Here is a 15917-nt window from a genome sequence, read left to right as displayed (position 1 = left end):
GAGAGAGACAATGGACGCCATCATCCTTCAAATCCTGAACGGCCTCGACAAGGGTTCCGCCTATGCGCTGATCGCCCTTGGTCTGACGCTGATCTTCGGCACGCTGGGTGTCGTGAACTTTGCCCACGGGGCGCTGTTCATGATCGGCGCCTTCTGTGCTGTCACCCTCAACAAGCTGTTTTCGCTGAGCTTCGAGACCGTCGATCCGACCCGGACCGACTTCCTCGGCAATCCGCTGAAGGTGAAGACGCCCTACCTCGTCGACTGGTTCGGCCCGGAGGTGGGTGCCTCGCTGATCGACTGGGCGGTGCCGCTGTCGATCCTCTTCTCGATCCCGATCATGATCGGCATCGGCTTCGCCATGGAACGCGGGCTGATCAAGCATTTCTACAAGCGCCCCCATGCGGACCAGATCCTCGTGACCTTCGGCCTCGCCATCGTCATGCAGGAGCTGATCAAGCACTACTACGGCGCGAACCCGATCCAGACGCCCGCGCCTGACGCCTTCCGCGGCTCGCTCGACTTCGGCGTCCTGCTGGGCTTCGATCCGAACGTGATCATCTACCCCTACTGGCGGCTCGTCTACTTCGCCTTCGCGGCGCTGATCATCGGCGGTGTCTTTGCCTTCCTGCAGTTCACCACCTTCGGCATGGTCGTCCGTGCCGGCATGGCGGACCGCGAGACGGTGGGCCTGCTGGGGATCAACATCGACAAGCGTTTCACCATCATGTTCGGGCTGGCCGCCGCCGTGGCCGGGCTTGCGGGGGTGATGTACGCGCCGATCAACTCGCCGAATTACCACATGGGCATGGACTTCCTCGTCCTGAGCTTCGTCGTGGTCGTGGTGGGCGGCATGGGCTCGCTTCCGGGCGCCGTCGCGGCAGGCTTCCTGCTGGGCGTGCTCGAGAGCTTCGCCTCGATGAACCAGATCAAGTCGATCCTGCCCGGCATCGACCAGATCATCATCTACGTCGTCGCCATCGTCATTCTGCTGACCCGTCCCCGTGGCCTGATGGGCCGCAAGGGCGTGATGGAGGACTAAGCCATGCTCGGTCTCAACAAGAAAGACAGCACCCTGCTGCTGATCGTGGCGGCCATGGTTCTCCTGGCGCCGTTCATCCTCAACCCCTTCCCCGCCGACAGCGCCATGGCGCAGTTCAACGCGGGCTACCCCGACCTGATGCAGCGGTTCGTGATCTTCGGGATCTTCGCCATCGGCTTCAACATCCTCTTCGGCCTGACCGGATACCTCTCCTTCGGCCATGCGGCCTTCCTCGGCGTGGGTTCCTACTCGGCCGTGTGGATGTTCAAGCTGCTCAGCATGAACGTGATCCCCGCGATCCTTCTGGCGGTGCTCGTCTCAGGCGTCTTCGCGCTGGTGATCGGCTTCGTCTCGCTGCGGCGGACGGGGATCTACTTCTCGATCCTGACGCTGGCCTTTGCGCAGATGTCCTTCAACCTCGCCTATTCGGTGCTCACCCCGATCACCAACGGCGAGACCGGGCTGCAGTTGACGCTGGACGATCCGCGCATCCTCGGCGTCTCGGCCACGGCGGATGGCGGCATTCCCGTCACCTCGCTCTTCGGGATGGAGATGCGCTCCACCTTCACGCTCGACGCGGGCGCATGGCTCTTCCAGTTCAACACCGGCTACTACTTCTGCGGTGCGGTGCTGCTGCTGGCCTTCTACCTCGCGATCCGCATCTTCCGCTCGCCCTTCGGGCTGATGCTGCGGGCGATCAAGTCGAACCGTACCCGGATGAACTACACCGGCCTCAACACCAAGCCCTACGCGCTTGCGGCCTTCGTCATCTCGGGCATGTATGCCGGTCTGGCCGGGGGGCTGATGGCCTCGATGGACCCGCTGGCAGGCGCCGAGCGGATGCAGTGGACGGCCTCGGGCGAGGTGGTTCTGATGACCATCCTCGGCGGTGCCGGCACGCTGATCGGGCCGGTTCTGGGCGCGGGCTTCATCAAGTACTTCGAGAACATCTTCTCGAAGATCAACGAGGGCGTCCTGCACCAGTGGTTCTCCTTCCTGCCCGACGGGGTGGAGAACGGCGCGGTCTGGGTGGTCGAGCATTTCGTCGGCCCCGGCTGGCACCTGACGCTGGGCCTGCTCTTCATGCTGGTCGTGACCTTCCTGCCCGGTGGCCTCGTCGAAGGGGGGCAGCGCATCGCAAAGCTCTTCCGCCGCAAGTCCACAGAACCACAGGACGGCGCCACCCAATCCCACCCTGCCGAGTAAGGAGAGACGCTCATGGGCATCCTTGAAGTCAAGAACGTCAACAAGAGCTTCGGCGGGCTGAAGGCGCTGTCGAACGTCAACCTCAGCGTGGCCGAGAACTCGGTCCATGCCATCATCGGGCCGAACGGCGCGGGCAAGTCCACCTTGCTGAACTGCCTCGTCGGCAAGCTGATCCCGGACACCGGATCGGTCATGTTTGACGGCCAGTCGGTGCTGGGCCGCACGCCCTACGAGATCAACCAGATGGGCATCTCCCGCGTGTTCCAGACGCCCGAGATCTTCGGCGATCTGACGGTGATGGAGAACATGATGATCCCCTGTTTCGCCAAGCGCGACGGGGCCTTCGAGATGAACGCGCTTGCCGGGGTGGCCCGGCAGCGCGACATCCTCGAACGGGCTGAGCAGATGCTGGTGGACATGCGGATGGCCGACAAGCGCAACATGCATGCCGCCTCGATGTCGCGCGGCGACAAGCGACGCCTCGAGATCGGCATGTGCCTCGCGCAGGAGCCGCGCCTGCTGCTGCTGGACGAGCCGACAGCCGGCATGGCGCGGGCCGACACCAACAACACCATCGACCTGCTGAAGCAGATCAAGGACGAGCGGGATATCACCATCGCAATTATTGAACATGACATGCATGTTGTGTTTTCCCTCGCGGAGAGGATTACTGTCCTCGCGCAGGGGACGCCGCTGGTGGAGGACATTCCGGCCAACATCAAGGGACACCCCAAGGTCCGCGAAGCGTACCTGGGCGAAACGGCCGCCGCGGCCTGAGGAGGAGGACGCGGCCAGGTGGGACAGACCCGCCTGCCGCCGTCCGTGGAGGAGAGAACATGAACGTCAAACCGGACTTCTCGAAGGGCATCAGTCACGCGATGACCGCGCCCGCGTTCCTGTCGGTCTGGAACGTCGAGGCCTATTACGGCGAGAGCTACATCGTCCAGAACGTCAGCTTCAACGTGCACGAGGGCGAGATCCTCGCCCTGCTGGGACGTAACGGGGCGGGCAAGACCTCGACCCTCAGGGCCATCGCGCGGATGGACAGCCCCGCCGTCACCCGGGGCGAGATCTGGCTGGATCACGCACCGCTGCACACGATGTCCAGCTGGCAGGCCGCACAATCCGGCATCGGGCTGGTGCCCGAGGATCGCTGCATCATTCCCGGCCTGACGGTGGAGGAAAACCTGCAGCTGGCCCAGATCGCCCCGCCCATCGGCTGGTCGATCGACCGGCTCTATGACCTCTTCCCGCGCCTCGGCGAACGCCGCAAGCAGGAGGGCGTGACCCTCTCGGGCGGCGAACAGCAGATGCTGGCCATCGCCCGGGCCCTGTCGCGCGACATCAAGGTGCTGCTGCTGGACGAACCCTACGAGGGCCTCGCCCCTGTCATCGTCGATGAGATCGAGCGCACGCTGCGGATCATCAAGGAACAGGGCATCACCACGATCATCGTCGAGCAGAACGCCGTGCGCGCGCTGGAACTGGCCGACCGCGCGGTGATCCTCGACACCGGCTCCATCGTCTTCGACGGCACCGCGGCAGAGGTGCTGGGCAACGAGGAACTGCGGGCCGAATACCTCGCCATCTGAAGAATTCCCGCGCGGGGCCCGCAGGACGGGCGCCTCGCGGGGTCACACCAATGTTCGAAACCCAAGTGAAGGCAAAGTCAACATGACGGACCAGACCTATCCTCCCAGTGCGGAATTTGCGGCGAATGCCCACATCGATGCGGCGAAATACGCCGAGATGTACAAGGCCTCGATCGCGGACCCCGAGGGCTTCTGGGCTGACCAGGCGCAGCGGATCGACTGGATGAAGCCCTTTACCAAGGTGAAGGACACCAACTTCACCCTCGGCGAAGTCTCGATCAAGTGGTTCGAGGACGGCACGCTGAACGTGTCCGCGAATTGCATCGACCGGCACCTCGCCAAGCGCGGCAACCAGGCCGCGATCATCTTCGAGCCCGACGATCCGGCCGAACAGGCCCAGTCGATCACCTACCGCGACCTGCACCGCCGCGTCTGCCGGATGGCCAACATCCTCAGCGACATGGGCGTGCGCAAGGGCGACCGGGTGGTGATCTACCTGCCGATGATCCCCGAGGCCGCCTATGCCATGCTGGCCTGCACGCGCATCGGCGCCATTCACTCCATCGTCTTCGCCGGCTTCTCGCCCGATGCGCTTGGCGCGCGGATCAACGGCTGTGACGCCAAGGTCGTCATCACTGCCGACTATGCCCCGCGTGGCGGTCGCCAGACCCCGCTGAAATCCAACACCGACGCCGCCCTGCTGCACTGCAAGGACACGGTGAAGGTGCTGATGGTGCGCCGCACCGGCGGCCAGACCACCTGGATCGAGGGCCGCGACCACGATTACAACGAACTCGCGCTCGAGGCCGACGACTATTGCGCGCCGGTGGAGATGGACGCGGAAGACCCGCTCTTCATCCTCTACACCTCCGGCTCCACCGGGCAGCCCAAGGGCGTCGTGCACACCACCGGCGGCTACCTCGTCTATGCCGCGATGACCCATGAACTGGTCTTCGACTACCACGACGGCGACGTCTACTGGTGCACCGCGGACGTGGGCTGGGTCACCGGCCACAGCTACATCGTCTATGGCCCGCTGGCCAATGGCGCCACCACGCTGATGTTCGAGGGCGTGCCCACCTACCCCGATGCGGGCCGGTTCTGGGCCGTCTGCGAGAAGCATTCGGTGAACCAGTTCTACACCGCCCCCACCGCGATCCGCGCGCTGATGGGCCAGGGGACCGAGTGGGTCGAGAAATACGACCTGAGCAGCCTCAAGGTGCTGGGCACCGTGGGCGAGCCGATCAACCCGGAAGCCTGGAACTGGTACAACGACGTGGTCGGCAAGGGCAAATGCCCCATCGTCGACACCTGGTGGCAGACGGAAACCGGCGGTCACCTGCTGACCCCCCTGCCCGGCGCGACCGCGGCCAAGCCCGGCTCTGCCACGACGCCCTTCTTCGGCGTGCAGCCGGTGGTCCTGGACGCCCATTCCGGCACCGAGATCGAGGAGACGGAATGCGAGGGCGTGCTCTGCCTCAAGGACAGCTGGCCGGCGCAGATGCGCACGGTCTGGGGCGACCACGAGCGGTTCGAGAAGACCTACTTCTCGGACTACAAGGGCTACTACTTCTCCGGTGACGGCTGCCGCCGCGATGCGGATGGCTACTACTGGATCACCGGGCGCGTGGATGACGTGATCAACGTCTCCGGCCACCGGATGGGGACGGCCGAGGTCGAATCCGCCCTCGTCGCCCACTCCAAGGTCGCGGAGAGCGCCGTGGTCGGCTACCCCCACGCCATCAAGGGTCAGGGCATCTATGCCTATGTCACCTTGATGAACGGGGTCGATCCGTCGGACGAGCTGCGCAAGGAGCTCGAAACCTGGGTCCGGACCGAGATCGGCCCGATCGCCAAGCCCGACCTGATCCAGTGGGCCCCCGGCCTGCCCAAGACGCGTTCGGGCAAAATCATGCGCCGCATCCTGCGCAAGATCGCCGAAAACGACTTCGGCGCGCTTGGCGACACCTCCACGCTGGCGGACCCGGCGGTGGTCGACGACCTGATCGACAACCGCATGAACCGCTGAGGCTGCGCCTCCCCGCAACACGCCCTGCCGAGAGGGAGGCCAGCGTGTTGCGGACAAGGAGGCAAGCCGGGATCGTTCCGTCATCAACGTCCGCGAGGACAACGTACAGGGCCGGCCATCACGCCGGCCCTCTCTGCGTTTTACGCCTGATTCCTTAACGCCCTGTTGCGCGGGATGGACCGGCAAGGGTCTGCCGGTTCCCGAAACACCCGAAAATAATTGCCGGAACCGGACAGTGGGGCGCGTGTTGTCTGCCCAGATGGATATGACAACCATGAGGAGTACGACCATGACCAATGTGAAAGCAATCCTGCTCTCCGGTGCGGCCGCCCTTGCACTTGTTTCGGGCCCGGTTGCCGCCCAAACGGCTGACGTGACCACGGAGACGGAGATGTCCACCGACAGCTCCGACACCAGCGTCACGCTGCAGAACCAGACCGCTGCCGAGGTGGAAGACGAAAGCCTTATGGATAAGGCAGCCGATGCCACCGGCAACGCGATCGACGCCACGGGCGAAGCCCTCGAAGACGGTGCGGATGCCGCCACCGACATGGCGGAAAGCGCCGGCGAGAGCATCGAGAACGGTGCCGAAGCTACGGCCGATGCGGCCGATGCCACCGGTGACAAGATCGCCGAGGAAGCCTCGGAGCTGCAGCAGAGCGCCGAGAACGCGATGGAGGACGACACCGCCGTCGAAGCGGACAGCTCCACCGATCTGGCCGTGACCGAGGACACCACCGAGATGACCCCGGGCACCGAGATGGCCAATGCCGTCGAAGTGGAAGCCGGTTCGATGGTCGGCACCGAGGTGATGAGCTCGGCCGGTGAGGAGATCGGCGAGATCGACCAGTTCATTCGCGTGAACAACGAAGTGATGGCCGTGATCGGTGTCGGCGGTTTCCTTGGCCTCGGCGAGCACGAAGTGGCCCTGCCGCTGACCGACCTCGACGTGGAAGGTGAAAATGTCACCGCCTTCGGCTACACCGAGGAACAGCTGAAGAGCATGGCCGAGTACGACAAGGAGACCGCTCAGGCTGTCGAAGACAGCGAGATCGTCGCCTTCGGTCGCTCGTAACCGCAGCCCCACAGGGCAATCGAGAGAGCTGAAAGGCCGCTCCGGGAGACCGGGGCGGCCATTTCGCATCCCTGTCCCTGCGAGTTGGTACTCACGAATGCGTTTCCGCCTTCTTTTCACTGCGGATCGCTTCGCCTATAAGCGCACGTGAACAAGGGCCACCTGCAAGAGCCAAACTGCACTGGCCGCCGATGTAGCGATCGAGGAACCCATGACCAATAACACGCATGACGCGGATGTGGCCTTCATCAAGGCGCTGGCCGAACTGCTGCGCGACAACGACCTGACCGAACTGCAGGTCAAGCGCGACTACGGCGAGGACGACAGCCTGAACGTCCGCGTCAGCCGCAAGATGGAAGCCGCCCCGGTGACCTATGCCGCCCCCGTCGCGGCCCCGGCCCCTGCTGCCGCCCCCGCCGCAGCAGCCGCCGCACCGGCCGCCGCAGCAAGCGAAGCGGAAGACCCCGCCAGCCACCCCGGCGCCGTGACCTCGCCCATGGTCGGCACCGTCTATCTGGCGCCCGAACCCGGTGCGCCCGCCTTTGCCAAGGTCGGCGCCACGGTGGATGAAGGCGACACCCTGCTGATCGTCGAAGCCATGAAAACCATGAACCACATCCCCGCCCCCCGGGCCGGCGTGGTGAAACGCATCCTCGTCGAAGACGGCGGCGCGGTGGAGTTCGGCACCCCCCTGATGATCATCGAATAAGGCCCGTGCCCATGTTCGATAAAATCCTTATTGCCAACCGGGGCGAAATCGCGCTCCGCGTCATCCGCGCCGCGCGCGAGATGGGCATCAAGACCGTCGCCGTGCATTCCACCGCCGATGCGGATGCGATGCACGTGCGGATGGCGGACGAAAGCGTCTGCATCGGCCCGCCCTCCTCGACCGACAGCTACCTGCGCATCCCCTCGATCATCGCGGCCTGCGAAGTGACCGGCGCTCAGGCGATCCACCCGGGCTATGGTTTCCTGTCGGAAAACGCGGCCTTCGTGCAGATCCTCGAGGATCACGGCATCACCTTCATCGGCCCCACCGCGGAACACATCCGCATCATGGGCGACAAGATCACCGCCAAGGACACGATGAAGGCGCTCGGCGTGCCCTGCGTGCCCGGCTCGGACGGGGGCGTGCCCGACGTCGCCACCGCCAAGCAGATCGGGGCCGAGATCGGCTATCCGGTGATCATCAAGGCCACCGCCGGTGGCGGTGGTCGCGGCATGAAGGTGGCGCAGAGCGAGAAGGACATCGAACGCGCCTTCTCCACCGCGCGCTCGGAAGCCAAGGCGGCCTTCGGCAACGACGAAGTCTATATCGAGAAGTACCTCACAACCCCGCGCCACATCGAGATCCAGGTCTTCGGTGACGGCAAGGGCAAGGCGGTCCATCTGGGCGAGCGGGACTGTTCGCTCCAGCGGCGCCACCAGAAGGTCTTCGAAGAGGCCCCCGGCCCGATCATCACCCCGGAAGAGCGCGCCGCCATCGGCAAGGTCTGCTCGGACGCGGTGGCCAAGATCAACTACGCCGGTGCCGGCACGATCGAGTTCCTCTACGAGAACGGCGAGTTCTACTTCATCGAGATGAACACCCGTCTTCAGGTGGAACACCCGGTGACCGAGGCGATCTTCGGCGTGGACCTCGTGCGCGAGCAGATCCGCGTGGCAGAGGGCTATCCGCTGTCCTTCAGCCAGGACGATCTGACGATCAACGGCCACGCCATCGAAGTGCGGATCAACGCCGAACGCCTGCCCGATTTCGCGCCCCGCCCGGGCCGGATCTCGCATTACCATGCGCCCGGCGGCCTTGGCGTGCGGATGGACAGCGCGCTCTACGACGGCTACTCGATCCCGCCCTATTACGACAGCCTCATCGGCAAGCTGATCGTGCACGGCCGCGACCGGCCCGAGGCCCTCGCCCGCCTGCACCGCGCGCTTGGTGAGTTGATCGTGGACGGCGTGGAGAACACCGTGCCGCTCTTCGACGCGCTGCTGCGCGAGCCTGACATCCAGACGGGCAACTACAACATTCACTGGCTGGAAAAGTGGCTCGAAGCTGCCTTCAAGGCAGACTGAGCCCCTTCCGCCACCGGCGGGGGCGCCCCGGCGCCCCCTGCCCCGCTTCCCCTCTTATCACGCTCGTCTCAAGCCCCGTGCCGTGGCAGGCTGGGCCGGACAGGAGCAGGTGACACCCCCATGGACCCCGACGCGCTGACACCGGAGCTTCTGCTCTACGGATACCAGTCCGGCGTCTTTCCCATGGCCGAGGGCCGCGACGATCCCGAGATTTTCTGGGTCGATCCCAAGCGGCGGGGGGTCTTCCCGCTCGACGGCTTCCACATCTCCCGCTCCCTCGCCCGGACCCTGCGGCGCGACGATTACCGCGTGCGGATCGACACGGATTTCGCGGGCGTGATCGAAGCCTGCGCCGACCGGCCAGAGACATGGATCAACGCCGAGATCGCGGAGCTTTACCAACAGCTGCACGACGCGGGCCACGCCCATTCGCTGGAGGTCTATGACCTCGACGACCAGCTGATCGGCGGGGTCTATGGCGTGGTGCTGGGGGCGGCCTACTTTGGTGAGAGCATGTTCTCCCGCCGCCGGGACGCCTCGAAGATCGCGCTTGCGTGGCTGGTGGACCGGTTGCGCGCCGGGGGCTTCCGGCTGTTCGACACGCAGTTCCTGACCAGCCACCTCGCCTCCCTGGGCGCGGTGGAGATCAGCCGCGCCGCCTACCGGCGGCAGCTGGCCGAGGCGCTGTCATACGAGGCGAAGTTCACGGGGCCCGGCCCCGCGACTGGTCAGGAGCTTTTGCAGCGCAGGACCCAGATGTCGTAGCGCGCGTGGTCCATGGCGTTGAGCGCCGGGGCTGAGGCCATCATCCAGCCCTCGAAGACCGTGTCGTCGGTCTTTTCCGGCTCGGTCACCGTGAGGAAGGCGAAGGCGTCGCCCGCCTGGTTGCCTTCGGGGTAGCGGCATTCGCGCATCCGGATGACAAGGCCGCCCATACGGGCCACGCCACCGTTCTGGATGTCGATGTCGATCACGTTGCCGTTGATCTTGTCGAGGCCGCGCAGGATGGCGCCGGTGCCGGTGGTGGTGGCTTCCTGGACCTGCTGGGCCTGAAGCGGCAGCGCCGTCAGGCTGAGGGCTGCCACGAGAAGGGCGCGGATCATTCGCCGCCCCCGCCACCCGCCACGAATTTCATCAGGAGCGAGATCAGGCTGACGGAGCCCTGAGTGTCCACGATCTCGTCGCCCGCGGCATAGTTGAAGGCCGAGGCGCCGGGCAGGATCTCGACGAAGTTGCCGCCAAGCAGCCCTTCGGAGGAGACCACGACAGAGCTGTCGTCGGGCACCTCGATGCCGTTGGACATCGAGAAGGTTGTGACCGCGCGGAAGGTCTGCGGATCGAGGTCGATGCCTGTCACGGTGCCGACCTTGACGCCGGCAAGGCGCACATCGGTGCCGGTGCTGATCCCTTCGGCCGAGCGGAAGGAAGCGGTCAGCGGGTAGCTGCCCGAGGGCGCGGCAAGGCCGACGATCTGGCCCGCGTAGAACAGGAAGCCCGCGGCGATCGCCACGACCACCCCGCCAACGACGATTTCTGTGGTATTTTCGGACATGAGGCTCGCCTTATTCCGGCTGCCACGCCTCGTAATCGGCGCGCGGCGCAGGCTCCGTGCGGCGCAGCGACCCGGCGGGTGCATAGGCCAGCGCGGTGCCGGTGAGGTTCTCGAGGTGGGGTTTTTCCCAGGCCTTGTGCTTCAGCGGCTTGTCGGTGGGCACCTCGTCGTAGGTGTGGTGCAGCCAGCCATGCCAGTCGGGGCTCACGCGGCTGGCCTCGGCCTCGCCGTTGTAGATCACCCAGCGGCGCTTGCCGTCAGAGGTCTGGTAGAAGACATTGCCCTGATCGTCCTCGCCCACCTTCGTGCCGTGCCGGCGGGTGTAGAGCAGCGTGTTCAGCGTAGCCCCGTTCCACCAGGTGACGCCGCGCAGCAGGCTGTTGAGAATACCCATGGAATGTCTCCTTCGATCTCCTTCCCGATATGGCGCAATAGGGGGCAAAGGTCCAGTCCCCTGACACGTGGCGGGGGCGCCCTCGCAAGGTTGTGCCATGGGGCGCGCCGGGGATTGAGTATTCGGGGAAAGATGAAGACGGGGGGCGTCCCTGTCGGCGCCTGCGCGTGTGCACGGGCCTTCAGAAACGCGAAAGGCCGGGCGCGGGGCCCGGCCTTGCTGTCTGGTCCGATCCGGAGATCAGGCGCTTGCGCCTTCCTTCTTGGGGTCGGCGTAGATCATCAGCGGGGCCGCGTCCGAATTCACGGCCTCCTCGTTCACCACGACCTCCTCCACGCCTTCCATGCCGGGCAGGTCGAACATCGTGTCGAGAAGGATGTCCTCGAGAATCGACCGCAGGCCGCGGGCGCCGGTCTTGCGGGCGATGGCGCGTTTCGCGATCGCCAGCAGCGCATCCTCGGTGAAGGTGAGCTGGGTATCCTCCAGTTCGAAGAGACGCTGGTACTGCTTGACCAGTGCGTTCTTCGGCTGGGTCAGGATGGTGACCAGCGCGTCCTCGTCGAGGTCTTCCAGCGTGGCGAGCACGGGCAGACGGCCGACGAATTCCGGGATCAGGCCGAATTTCAGCAGGTCCTCGGGTTCGAGTTCCTTGAAGAGTTCACCCACGCCGCGATCGTCGTTGTCACGCACATCGGCGCCGAAGCCCATGGCCGAGCCCTTGCCGCGCTGCGCGATGATCCGGTCGAGACCGGCGAAGGCGCCGCCGCAGATGAAGAGGATATTGGTCGTGTCCACCTGCAGGAATTCCTGCTGCGGGTGCTTCCGGCCGCCCTGCGGCGGGACAGAGGCCACAGTGCCTTCCATCAGCTTCAGCAGCGCCTGCTGCACGCCCTCGCCCGAGACGTCGCGGGTGATCGAGGGGTTTTCCGATTTGCGGGTGATCTTGTCGACCTCGTCGATGTAGACGATGCCGCGCTGCGCGCGTTCGACGTTGTACTCGCTCGCCTGAAGCAGCTTCAGGATGATGTTCTCCACGTCCTCGCCCACGTAGCCCGCTTCGGTCAGCGTGGTGGCGTCGGCCATGGTGAAAGGCACGTCGAGGATACGGGCCAGCGTCTGCGCCAGCAGCGTCTTGCCGCAGCCGGTCGGGCCGATCAGCAGGATGTTCGACTTCGACAGTTCGATGTCGCCCGCCTTGGACGAGTGGTTCAGACGTTTGTAGTGGTTGTGCACGGCCACGGAGAGAACGCGCTTGGCGATCTTCTGGCCGATGACGTAATCATCCAGCACGCCGCAGATTTCCTGCGGGGTCGGCACGCCGTCAGAGCTCTTCAGGCCGGTGGCCTTGGTCTCTTCGCGGATGATGTCCATGCAGAGTTCGACGCATTCGTCGCAAATGAACACGGTCGGCCCTGCAATCAGCTTGCGCACCTCGTGCTGGCTCTTCCCGCAGAAGCTGCAGTAGAGCGTGTTCTTGCTGTCGCCACCCGAATTGTTCGCCATTTTGCGCACCTTTCCCCCGGTTCCGGGGCCTTTGAGGGGCCGGCGTACCGCCCCTTCCGCCTGTTAAAGGACAGAGTAGGACAGCACTACCGGCTCCACAACGTCAAAAATGCGTCACAAACCCCTTCGTGACGCCGGGGTCGTCACTTGCCGTCGGTTTCCGGGCCCTTGTCCCGGCTCTCGACGATCTCGTCGATCAGGCCCCAATCCTTGGCCTCTTCGGCCGACATGAAGCGGTCCCGCTCAAGCGCATCGACCACGTCTTCGTAGGTCTGGCCGGTGTGCTTGACATAGATACGGTTGAGCCGCTCTTTCAGTTTCTTCGTGTGCTCGGCGTGGATCAGGATATCCGTCGCCTGGCCCTGGTAACCGCCGGAAGGCTGGTGGACCATGATCTCGGAGTTGGGCAGCGAGAAGCGCATGCCCTCGGCCCCGCCGGCCAGCAGCAGCGAGCCCATCGACATGGCCTGACCGACCACGAGGGTCGAGACCTTGGGCTTGATGTACTGCATCGTGTCGTAGATCGACAGGCCCGCGGTCACGACACCGCCCGGGCTGTTGATGTACATGGAAATCTCTTTCGAGGGGTTCTCGGCCTCGAGGTGCAGCAGTTGCGCCACGATCAGCGAGGACATCCCGTCGTGCACCGGCCCGGAGAGGAAGATGATCCGCTCCTTCAGCAGGCGCGAGAAAATGTCGTAGGCCCGTTCGCCACGGCTGGTCTGCTCCACCACCATCGGCACGAGGTTGTTCATATAATGGTCAATAGGATCGCGCATTCTGGCCCCGCCTCATCTGGTTGCCTGACCCCTAGTGATCAGGTCCTAACAGAGTCTTAGTCACGCACCTGACCGGCTGCAAGGCCGGGCGGCGAAATCTCGTGTCCATGGTGAATAGCGTGCCAAGTGGGAGGCAGCGCCGGGGCGCGCGGCAGCAAAAGGAAAATGGGCGGCGCCACGGGGGCGCCGCCCTTTCGCGCGGACGGGGTGAAGGGGCGGAAGGCCCGGCCGCGACAGGGCCCGGCCCCGTGGGGCCGGGAGGCACCCGGCCCGCCATGGCGGTGGACCGGGACGGTTTCTGGCGGGGATCAGCCGCCGTTGGCCTGCAGGTAGGCGATGACGGCGTCGATGTCGGCGTCCTTCTTGAGGCCCGGGAAGGACATCTTGGTGCCCTTCAGGTGCTTCTTCGGATTGGCGAGGAAGGCGTGCAGTTCCTCCATCGACCAGATCGTGCCCGAGGCGCCCATCTCCTCCATCGGCTTGGAGTAGCGGAAGCCGTCCACCGCGCCGACGGCGCGCCCGACGATGCCGTTCAGCTCGGGCCCGGTGCGGTTCTTGGCCCCGGCACCGACCTCGTGACAGGCCTTGCACTTGCGGAACACCTTCTCGCCATCGGCCACGAGGGTCGGGTCCGGCATGGGCGCGGCGGCGGGCTCCGGCGTGGCCGGGGCTTCAACGGCAGGCGTTTCAGCGGCGGGGGTTTCGGCAGCAGGCGTCTCGACCGCTGCCTCGACCACGGGCGTAGTCGCGGCCTCCTCCGTGTCGGGCGTCACATCCAGCACGGCGGCGCGCATGGTGATCTCGACCGTGTCCTTGCAGTCGGTCATGCAGGGCTCGCCCGAGAAGGCGGCGTATTCCGTCTCGGCCCGGTCATCGACGATGAAGCCGTCGGTGTTGGGCAGCACCACCTCCGAGAAGGTCTCCTTCGACAGGGTGAAATCATCGCCCACGATGTCGTTGGAGTAGAGGATATAGGCCACGATGGCATAGACCTCATCGGCGGTCAGGCTCTGCGCGTCGCCGAAGGGCATCGAGCGGTGCACGTAGTCCCAGACGGTTGAGAGATAGGGCCAGTAGCTGCCCACGGTCTTGAGCGGGTCCTTGTGATCGAGGGTGCCCTGCCCGCCCGCCAGCTTGGGCCAGTTGCCCCGGCCCTCGGCGAAGTCACCGTGGCAGGAGGCGCAGCGTTCGGAGAAGACCTCGTCCCCGGTCCAGACATCGCCGGAGCCTTCCGGCAGGCCCAGCCCGTCGGGACGCACGTCGAGATCCCATGCCGCGATCTCTTCCGGCAGGGCCGGACGGCCCAGCCCCAGCGTCTCGGCCTGCGCGGGCAGCGCGAGGCCCGTCAGCAGCAGCGCGGCAGCAAGCTTAGGAAACTTCGACATTTTCGGCCTCCCCGGTCGGTTTCACCCACCACGTCTGGATGCAGTTGTTGTGATAGACCGAGTTCTCGCCGCGCACCTCGCGCAGCTGGGTCTTGGTCGGCTGGACATAGCCGGTGTCGTCCATGGCGCGGGATTGCAGCAGCATCTCCTCGCCGTCCCATGTGGTGTCGAGGTAGAAGCGGGTCAGCGCCATTTTCTCGCCGGGCTTGGCAAGGCGGGCGGTTTCCCATGTCTTGCCACCGTCCTTGGAGACATCGACCCGGGTGATCGCGCCGCGCCCCGACCACGCGAGGCCGGTGATCACCAGCGGCCCCTTGCCGTGGGTGATCGGCGATTGCGGGCTGGGGGAGGTCACGACGGATTTCGCATCCATCACCCAGGTGAACTTGCGGCTGGTGCCGTCGGCCAGCGTGTCGGTGTACTTGGAGGTCTCCTCGCGGCTCTCCCACGGCTGGTCGCCCACTTCGATCCGGCGGAGCCATTTGACCCACATGTTGCCTTCCCAGCCCGGCACCACGAGGCGCACGGGATAGCCGTGCTCCTTGCGCAGCGCCTCGCCGTTGGCCTTGAAGGCCACCAGCACGTCGTCGAGCGCCTTTTCCATCGGGATCGAGCGGCCGTTGGACGAGGCATCCGCCCCCTCGACATAGACCCACTTGCCCTCCGGCTGCACGCCCGCCTCTTCCAGCAGGGCGCGCAGGGGAACGCCGGTGTATTCCATGTTGTGGATCATGCCATGGGTGAACTGCGCGCCGTTCAGTTGCGCACCTGCCCATTCCATGCCGGTGTTGGCCGCGCATTCGCAGAAGTAGACGTGGTTTTCGCGCGGGAAGCGTTCCAGATCGGCATAGGTGAAGACCAGCGGCTGATCCACGAGGCCGTTGATCATCAGCCGGTAATCTTCCTTGCGCAGCTCGATGGCGCCGGAGTGGTGCCGTTCGAAGGCACAGCCCTGCGGGGTGATCGTGCCGTCAAGCGCGTGGATCGGCGTGAAGTTGATCGAGCTGATCGGGTCCGCCGTGAGCCAGGGCACGTTGCGCCGGATCACGTCCGCCTCGTATTCGATGGGCAGCCCGTAGGGCGTCGCGTCCACCCCGTCGCCCAGGGCCTGCGCCCAGGGCTGCACCTCGGTGATCAGCGGATCGGGTCCGGCGGCCCGTGCGGCCCCCGCACCCAGTACCGCCGCCCCTGCCCCGCCAGCGGCGCCCTTCAGGAACGCCCGGCGGGAGGGGCGCTTGCCCTTGGATGTCTCACTCATCTGGCTGACCTCCTCAATCTGTTACAAAT

Annotated in this window: 16 protein-coding genes; 9 read left to right on the top strand and 7 right to left on the bottom strand. The window is 65.4% G+C overall.

The window, feature by feature from the left end:
• The first annotated feature begins 10 nt into the window (after positions 1-10).
• The 9 genes from LCM32_RS03150 (at position 11) to aat (ending at position 9782) form a co-directional block, all read left to right on the top strand.
• Positions 11-1042: a branched-chain amino acid ABC transporter permease gene (locus tag LCM32_RS03150; RefSeq protein ID WP_224819592.1), complete on the top strand. Its 1032-nt coding sequence runs from the start codon at positions 11-13 to the stop codon at positions 1040-1042.
• A gap of 3 nt (positions 1043-1045) precedes the next feature.
• Entirely contained in the window at positions 1046-2248 is a 1203-nt protein-coding gene (locus LCM32_RS03145) for a branched-chain amino acid ABC transporter permease (RefSeq protein WP_224819591.1), read from the top strand.
• A gap of 12 nt (positions 2249-2260) precedes the next feature.
• Positions 2261-3025 carry an ABC transporter ATP-binding protein gene (locus LCM32_RS03140; RefSeq protein WP_224819590.1) on the top strand — a complete coding sequence of 255 codons (765 nt, stop codon included), beginning with the start codon at positions 2261-2263 and terminating at the stop codon, positions 3023-3025.
• A gap of 59 nt (positions 3026-3084) precedes the next feature.
• Positions 3085-3840: an ABC transporter ATP-binding protein gene (locus LCM32_RS03135; RefSeq protein ID WP_224819589.1), complete on the top strand. Its 756-nt coding sequence runs from the start codon at positions 3085-3087 to the stop codon at positions 3838-3840.
• An 82-nt stretch (positions 3841-3922) separates the two neighbouring features.
• Positions 3923-5869 carry an acetate--CoA ligase gene (acs, locus tag LCM32_RS03130; RefSeq protein WP_224819588.1) on the top strand — a complete coding sequence of 649 codons (1947 nt, stop codon included), beginning with the start codon at positions 3923-3925 and terminating at the stop codon, positions 5867-5869.
• 289 nt (positions 5870-6158) lie between these two features.
• A complete protein-coding gene (locus LCM32_RS03125) occupies positions 6159-6944 on the top strand; it encodes a PRC-barrel domain-containing protein (RefSeq protein WP_224819587.1) in 786 nt (261 codons plus the stop codon).
• A 211-nt stretch (positions 6945-7155) separates the two neighbouring features.
• Entirely contained in the window at positions 7156-7653 is a 498-nt protein-coding gene (accB, locus tag LCM32_RS03120; protein ID WP_224819586.1) for an acetyl-CoA carboxylase biotin carboxyl carrier protein, read from the top strand.
• 11 nt (positions 7654-7664) lie between these two features.
• A complete protein-coding gene (gene accC, locus LCM32_RS03115; RefSeq protein WP_224819585.1) occupies positions 7665-9017 on the top strand; it encodes an acetyl-CoA carboxylase biotin carboxylase subunit in 1353 nt (450 codons plus the stop codon).
• Positions 9018-9137: 120 nt separating this feature from the next.
• Positions 9138-9782, top strand: coding sequence for a leucyl/phenylalanyl-tRNA--protein transferase (gene aat, locus LCM32_RS03110; RefSeq protein ID WP_224819584.1), 645 nt, complete (start codon positions 9138-9140; stop codon positions 9780-9782).
• Here aat and LCM32_RS03105 read toward each other — a convergent pair.
• The 7 genes from LCM32_RS03105 to soxC form a co-directional block, all read right to left on the bottom strand.
• Entirely contained in the window at positions 9746-10120 is a 375-nt protein-coding gene (locus tag LCM32_RS03105; protein WP_224819583.1) for a DUF2155 domain-containing protein, read from the bottom strand. The two genes, aat and LCM32_RS03105, sit on opposite strands and share 37 nt — an antisense overlap.
• Positions 10117-10569: an outer membrane lipid asymmetry maintenance protein MlaD gene (mlaD, locus tag LCM32_RS03100; protein WP_224819582.1), complete on the bottom strand. Its 453-nt coding sequence runs from the start codon at positions 10567-10569 to the stop codon at positions 10117-10119. The genes LCM32_RS03105 and mlaD overlap by 4 nt, the downstream gene beginning before the upstream one ends.
• A 10-nt stretch (positions 10570-10579) precedes the next feature.
• Positions 10580-10963 (bottom strand): NADH:ubiquinone oxidoreductase subunit NDUFA12, encoded by a 384-nt coding sequence (locus LCM32_RS03095; RefSeq protein ID WP_224819581.1) that lies wholly within the window; start codon positions 10961-10963, stop codon positions 10580-10582.
• 240 nt (positions 10964-11203) lie between these two features.
• Positions 11204-12466 carry an ATP-dependent Clp protease ATP-binding subunit ClpX gene (clpX, locus tag LCM32_RS03090; RefSeq protein WP_224819580.1) on the bottom strand — a complete coding sequence of 421 codons (1263 nt, stop codon included), beginning with the start codon at positions 12464-12466 and terminating at the stop codon, positions 11204-11206.
• Positions 12467-12609: 143 nt separating this feature from the next.
• On the bottom strand, positions 12610-13245 hold the full coding sequence (locus LCM32_RS03085; protein ID WP_224819579.1) for an ATP-dependent Clp protease proteolytic subunit: 636 nt from the start codon (positions 13243-13245) through the stop codon (positions 12610-12612).
• Between the two features lie 308 nt (positions 13246-13553).
• A complete protein-coding gene (locus LCM32_RS03080) occupies positions 13554-14630 on the bottom strand; it encodes a c-type cytochrome (protein WP_224819578.1) in 1077 nt (358 codons plus the stop codon).
• Complete coding sequence (gene soxC, locus LCM32_RS03075; protein ID WP_224819577.1) at positions 14614-15888, bottom strand: sulfite dehydrogenase; 1275 nt, start codon at positions 15886-15888, stop codon at positions 14614-14616. Before soxC ends, LCM32_RS03080 begins: the two co-directional genes overlap by 17 nt.
• Positions 15889-15917: the final 29 nt, after the last annotated feature.

The sequence above is a fragment of the Pseudooceanicola nanhaiensis genome, from assembly GCF_020171315.1.
GTDB classification, from domain to species: Bacteria; Pseudomonadota; Alphaproteobacteria; order Rhodobacterales; family Rhodobacteraceae; genus Pseudooceanicola; species Pseudooceanicola nanhaiensis_A.
Note: the sequence above shows the minus strand (reverse complement) of the source record. Positions and strands in the feature narration are given on the sequence as shown.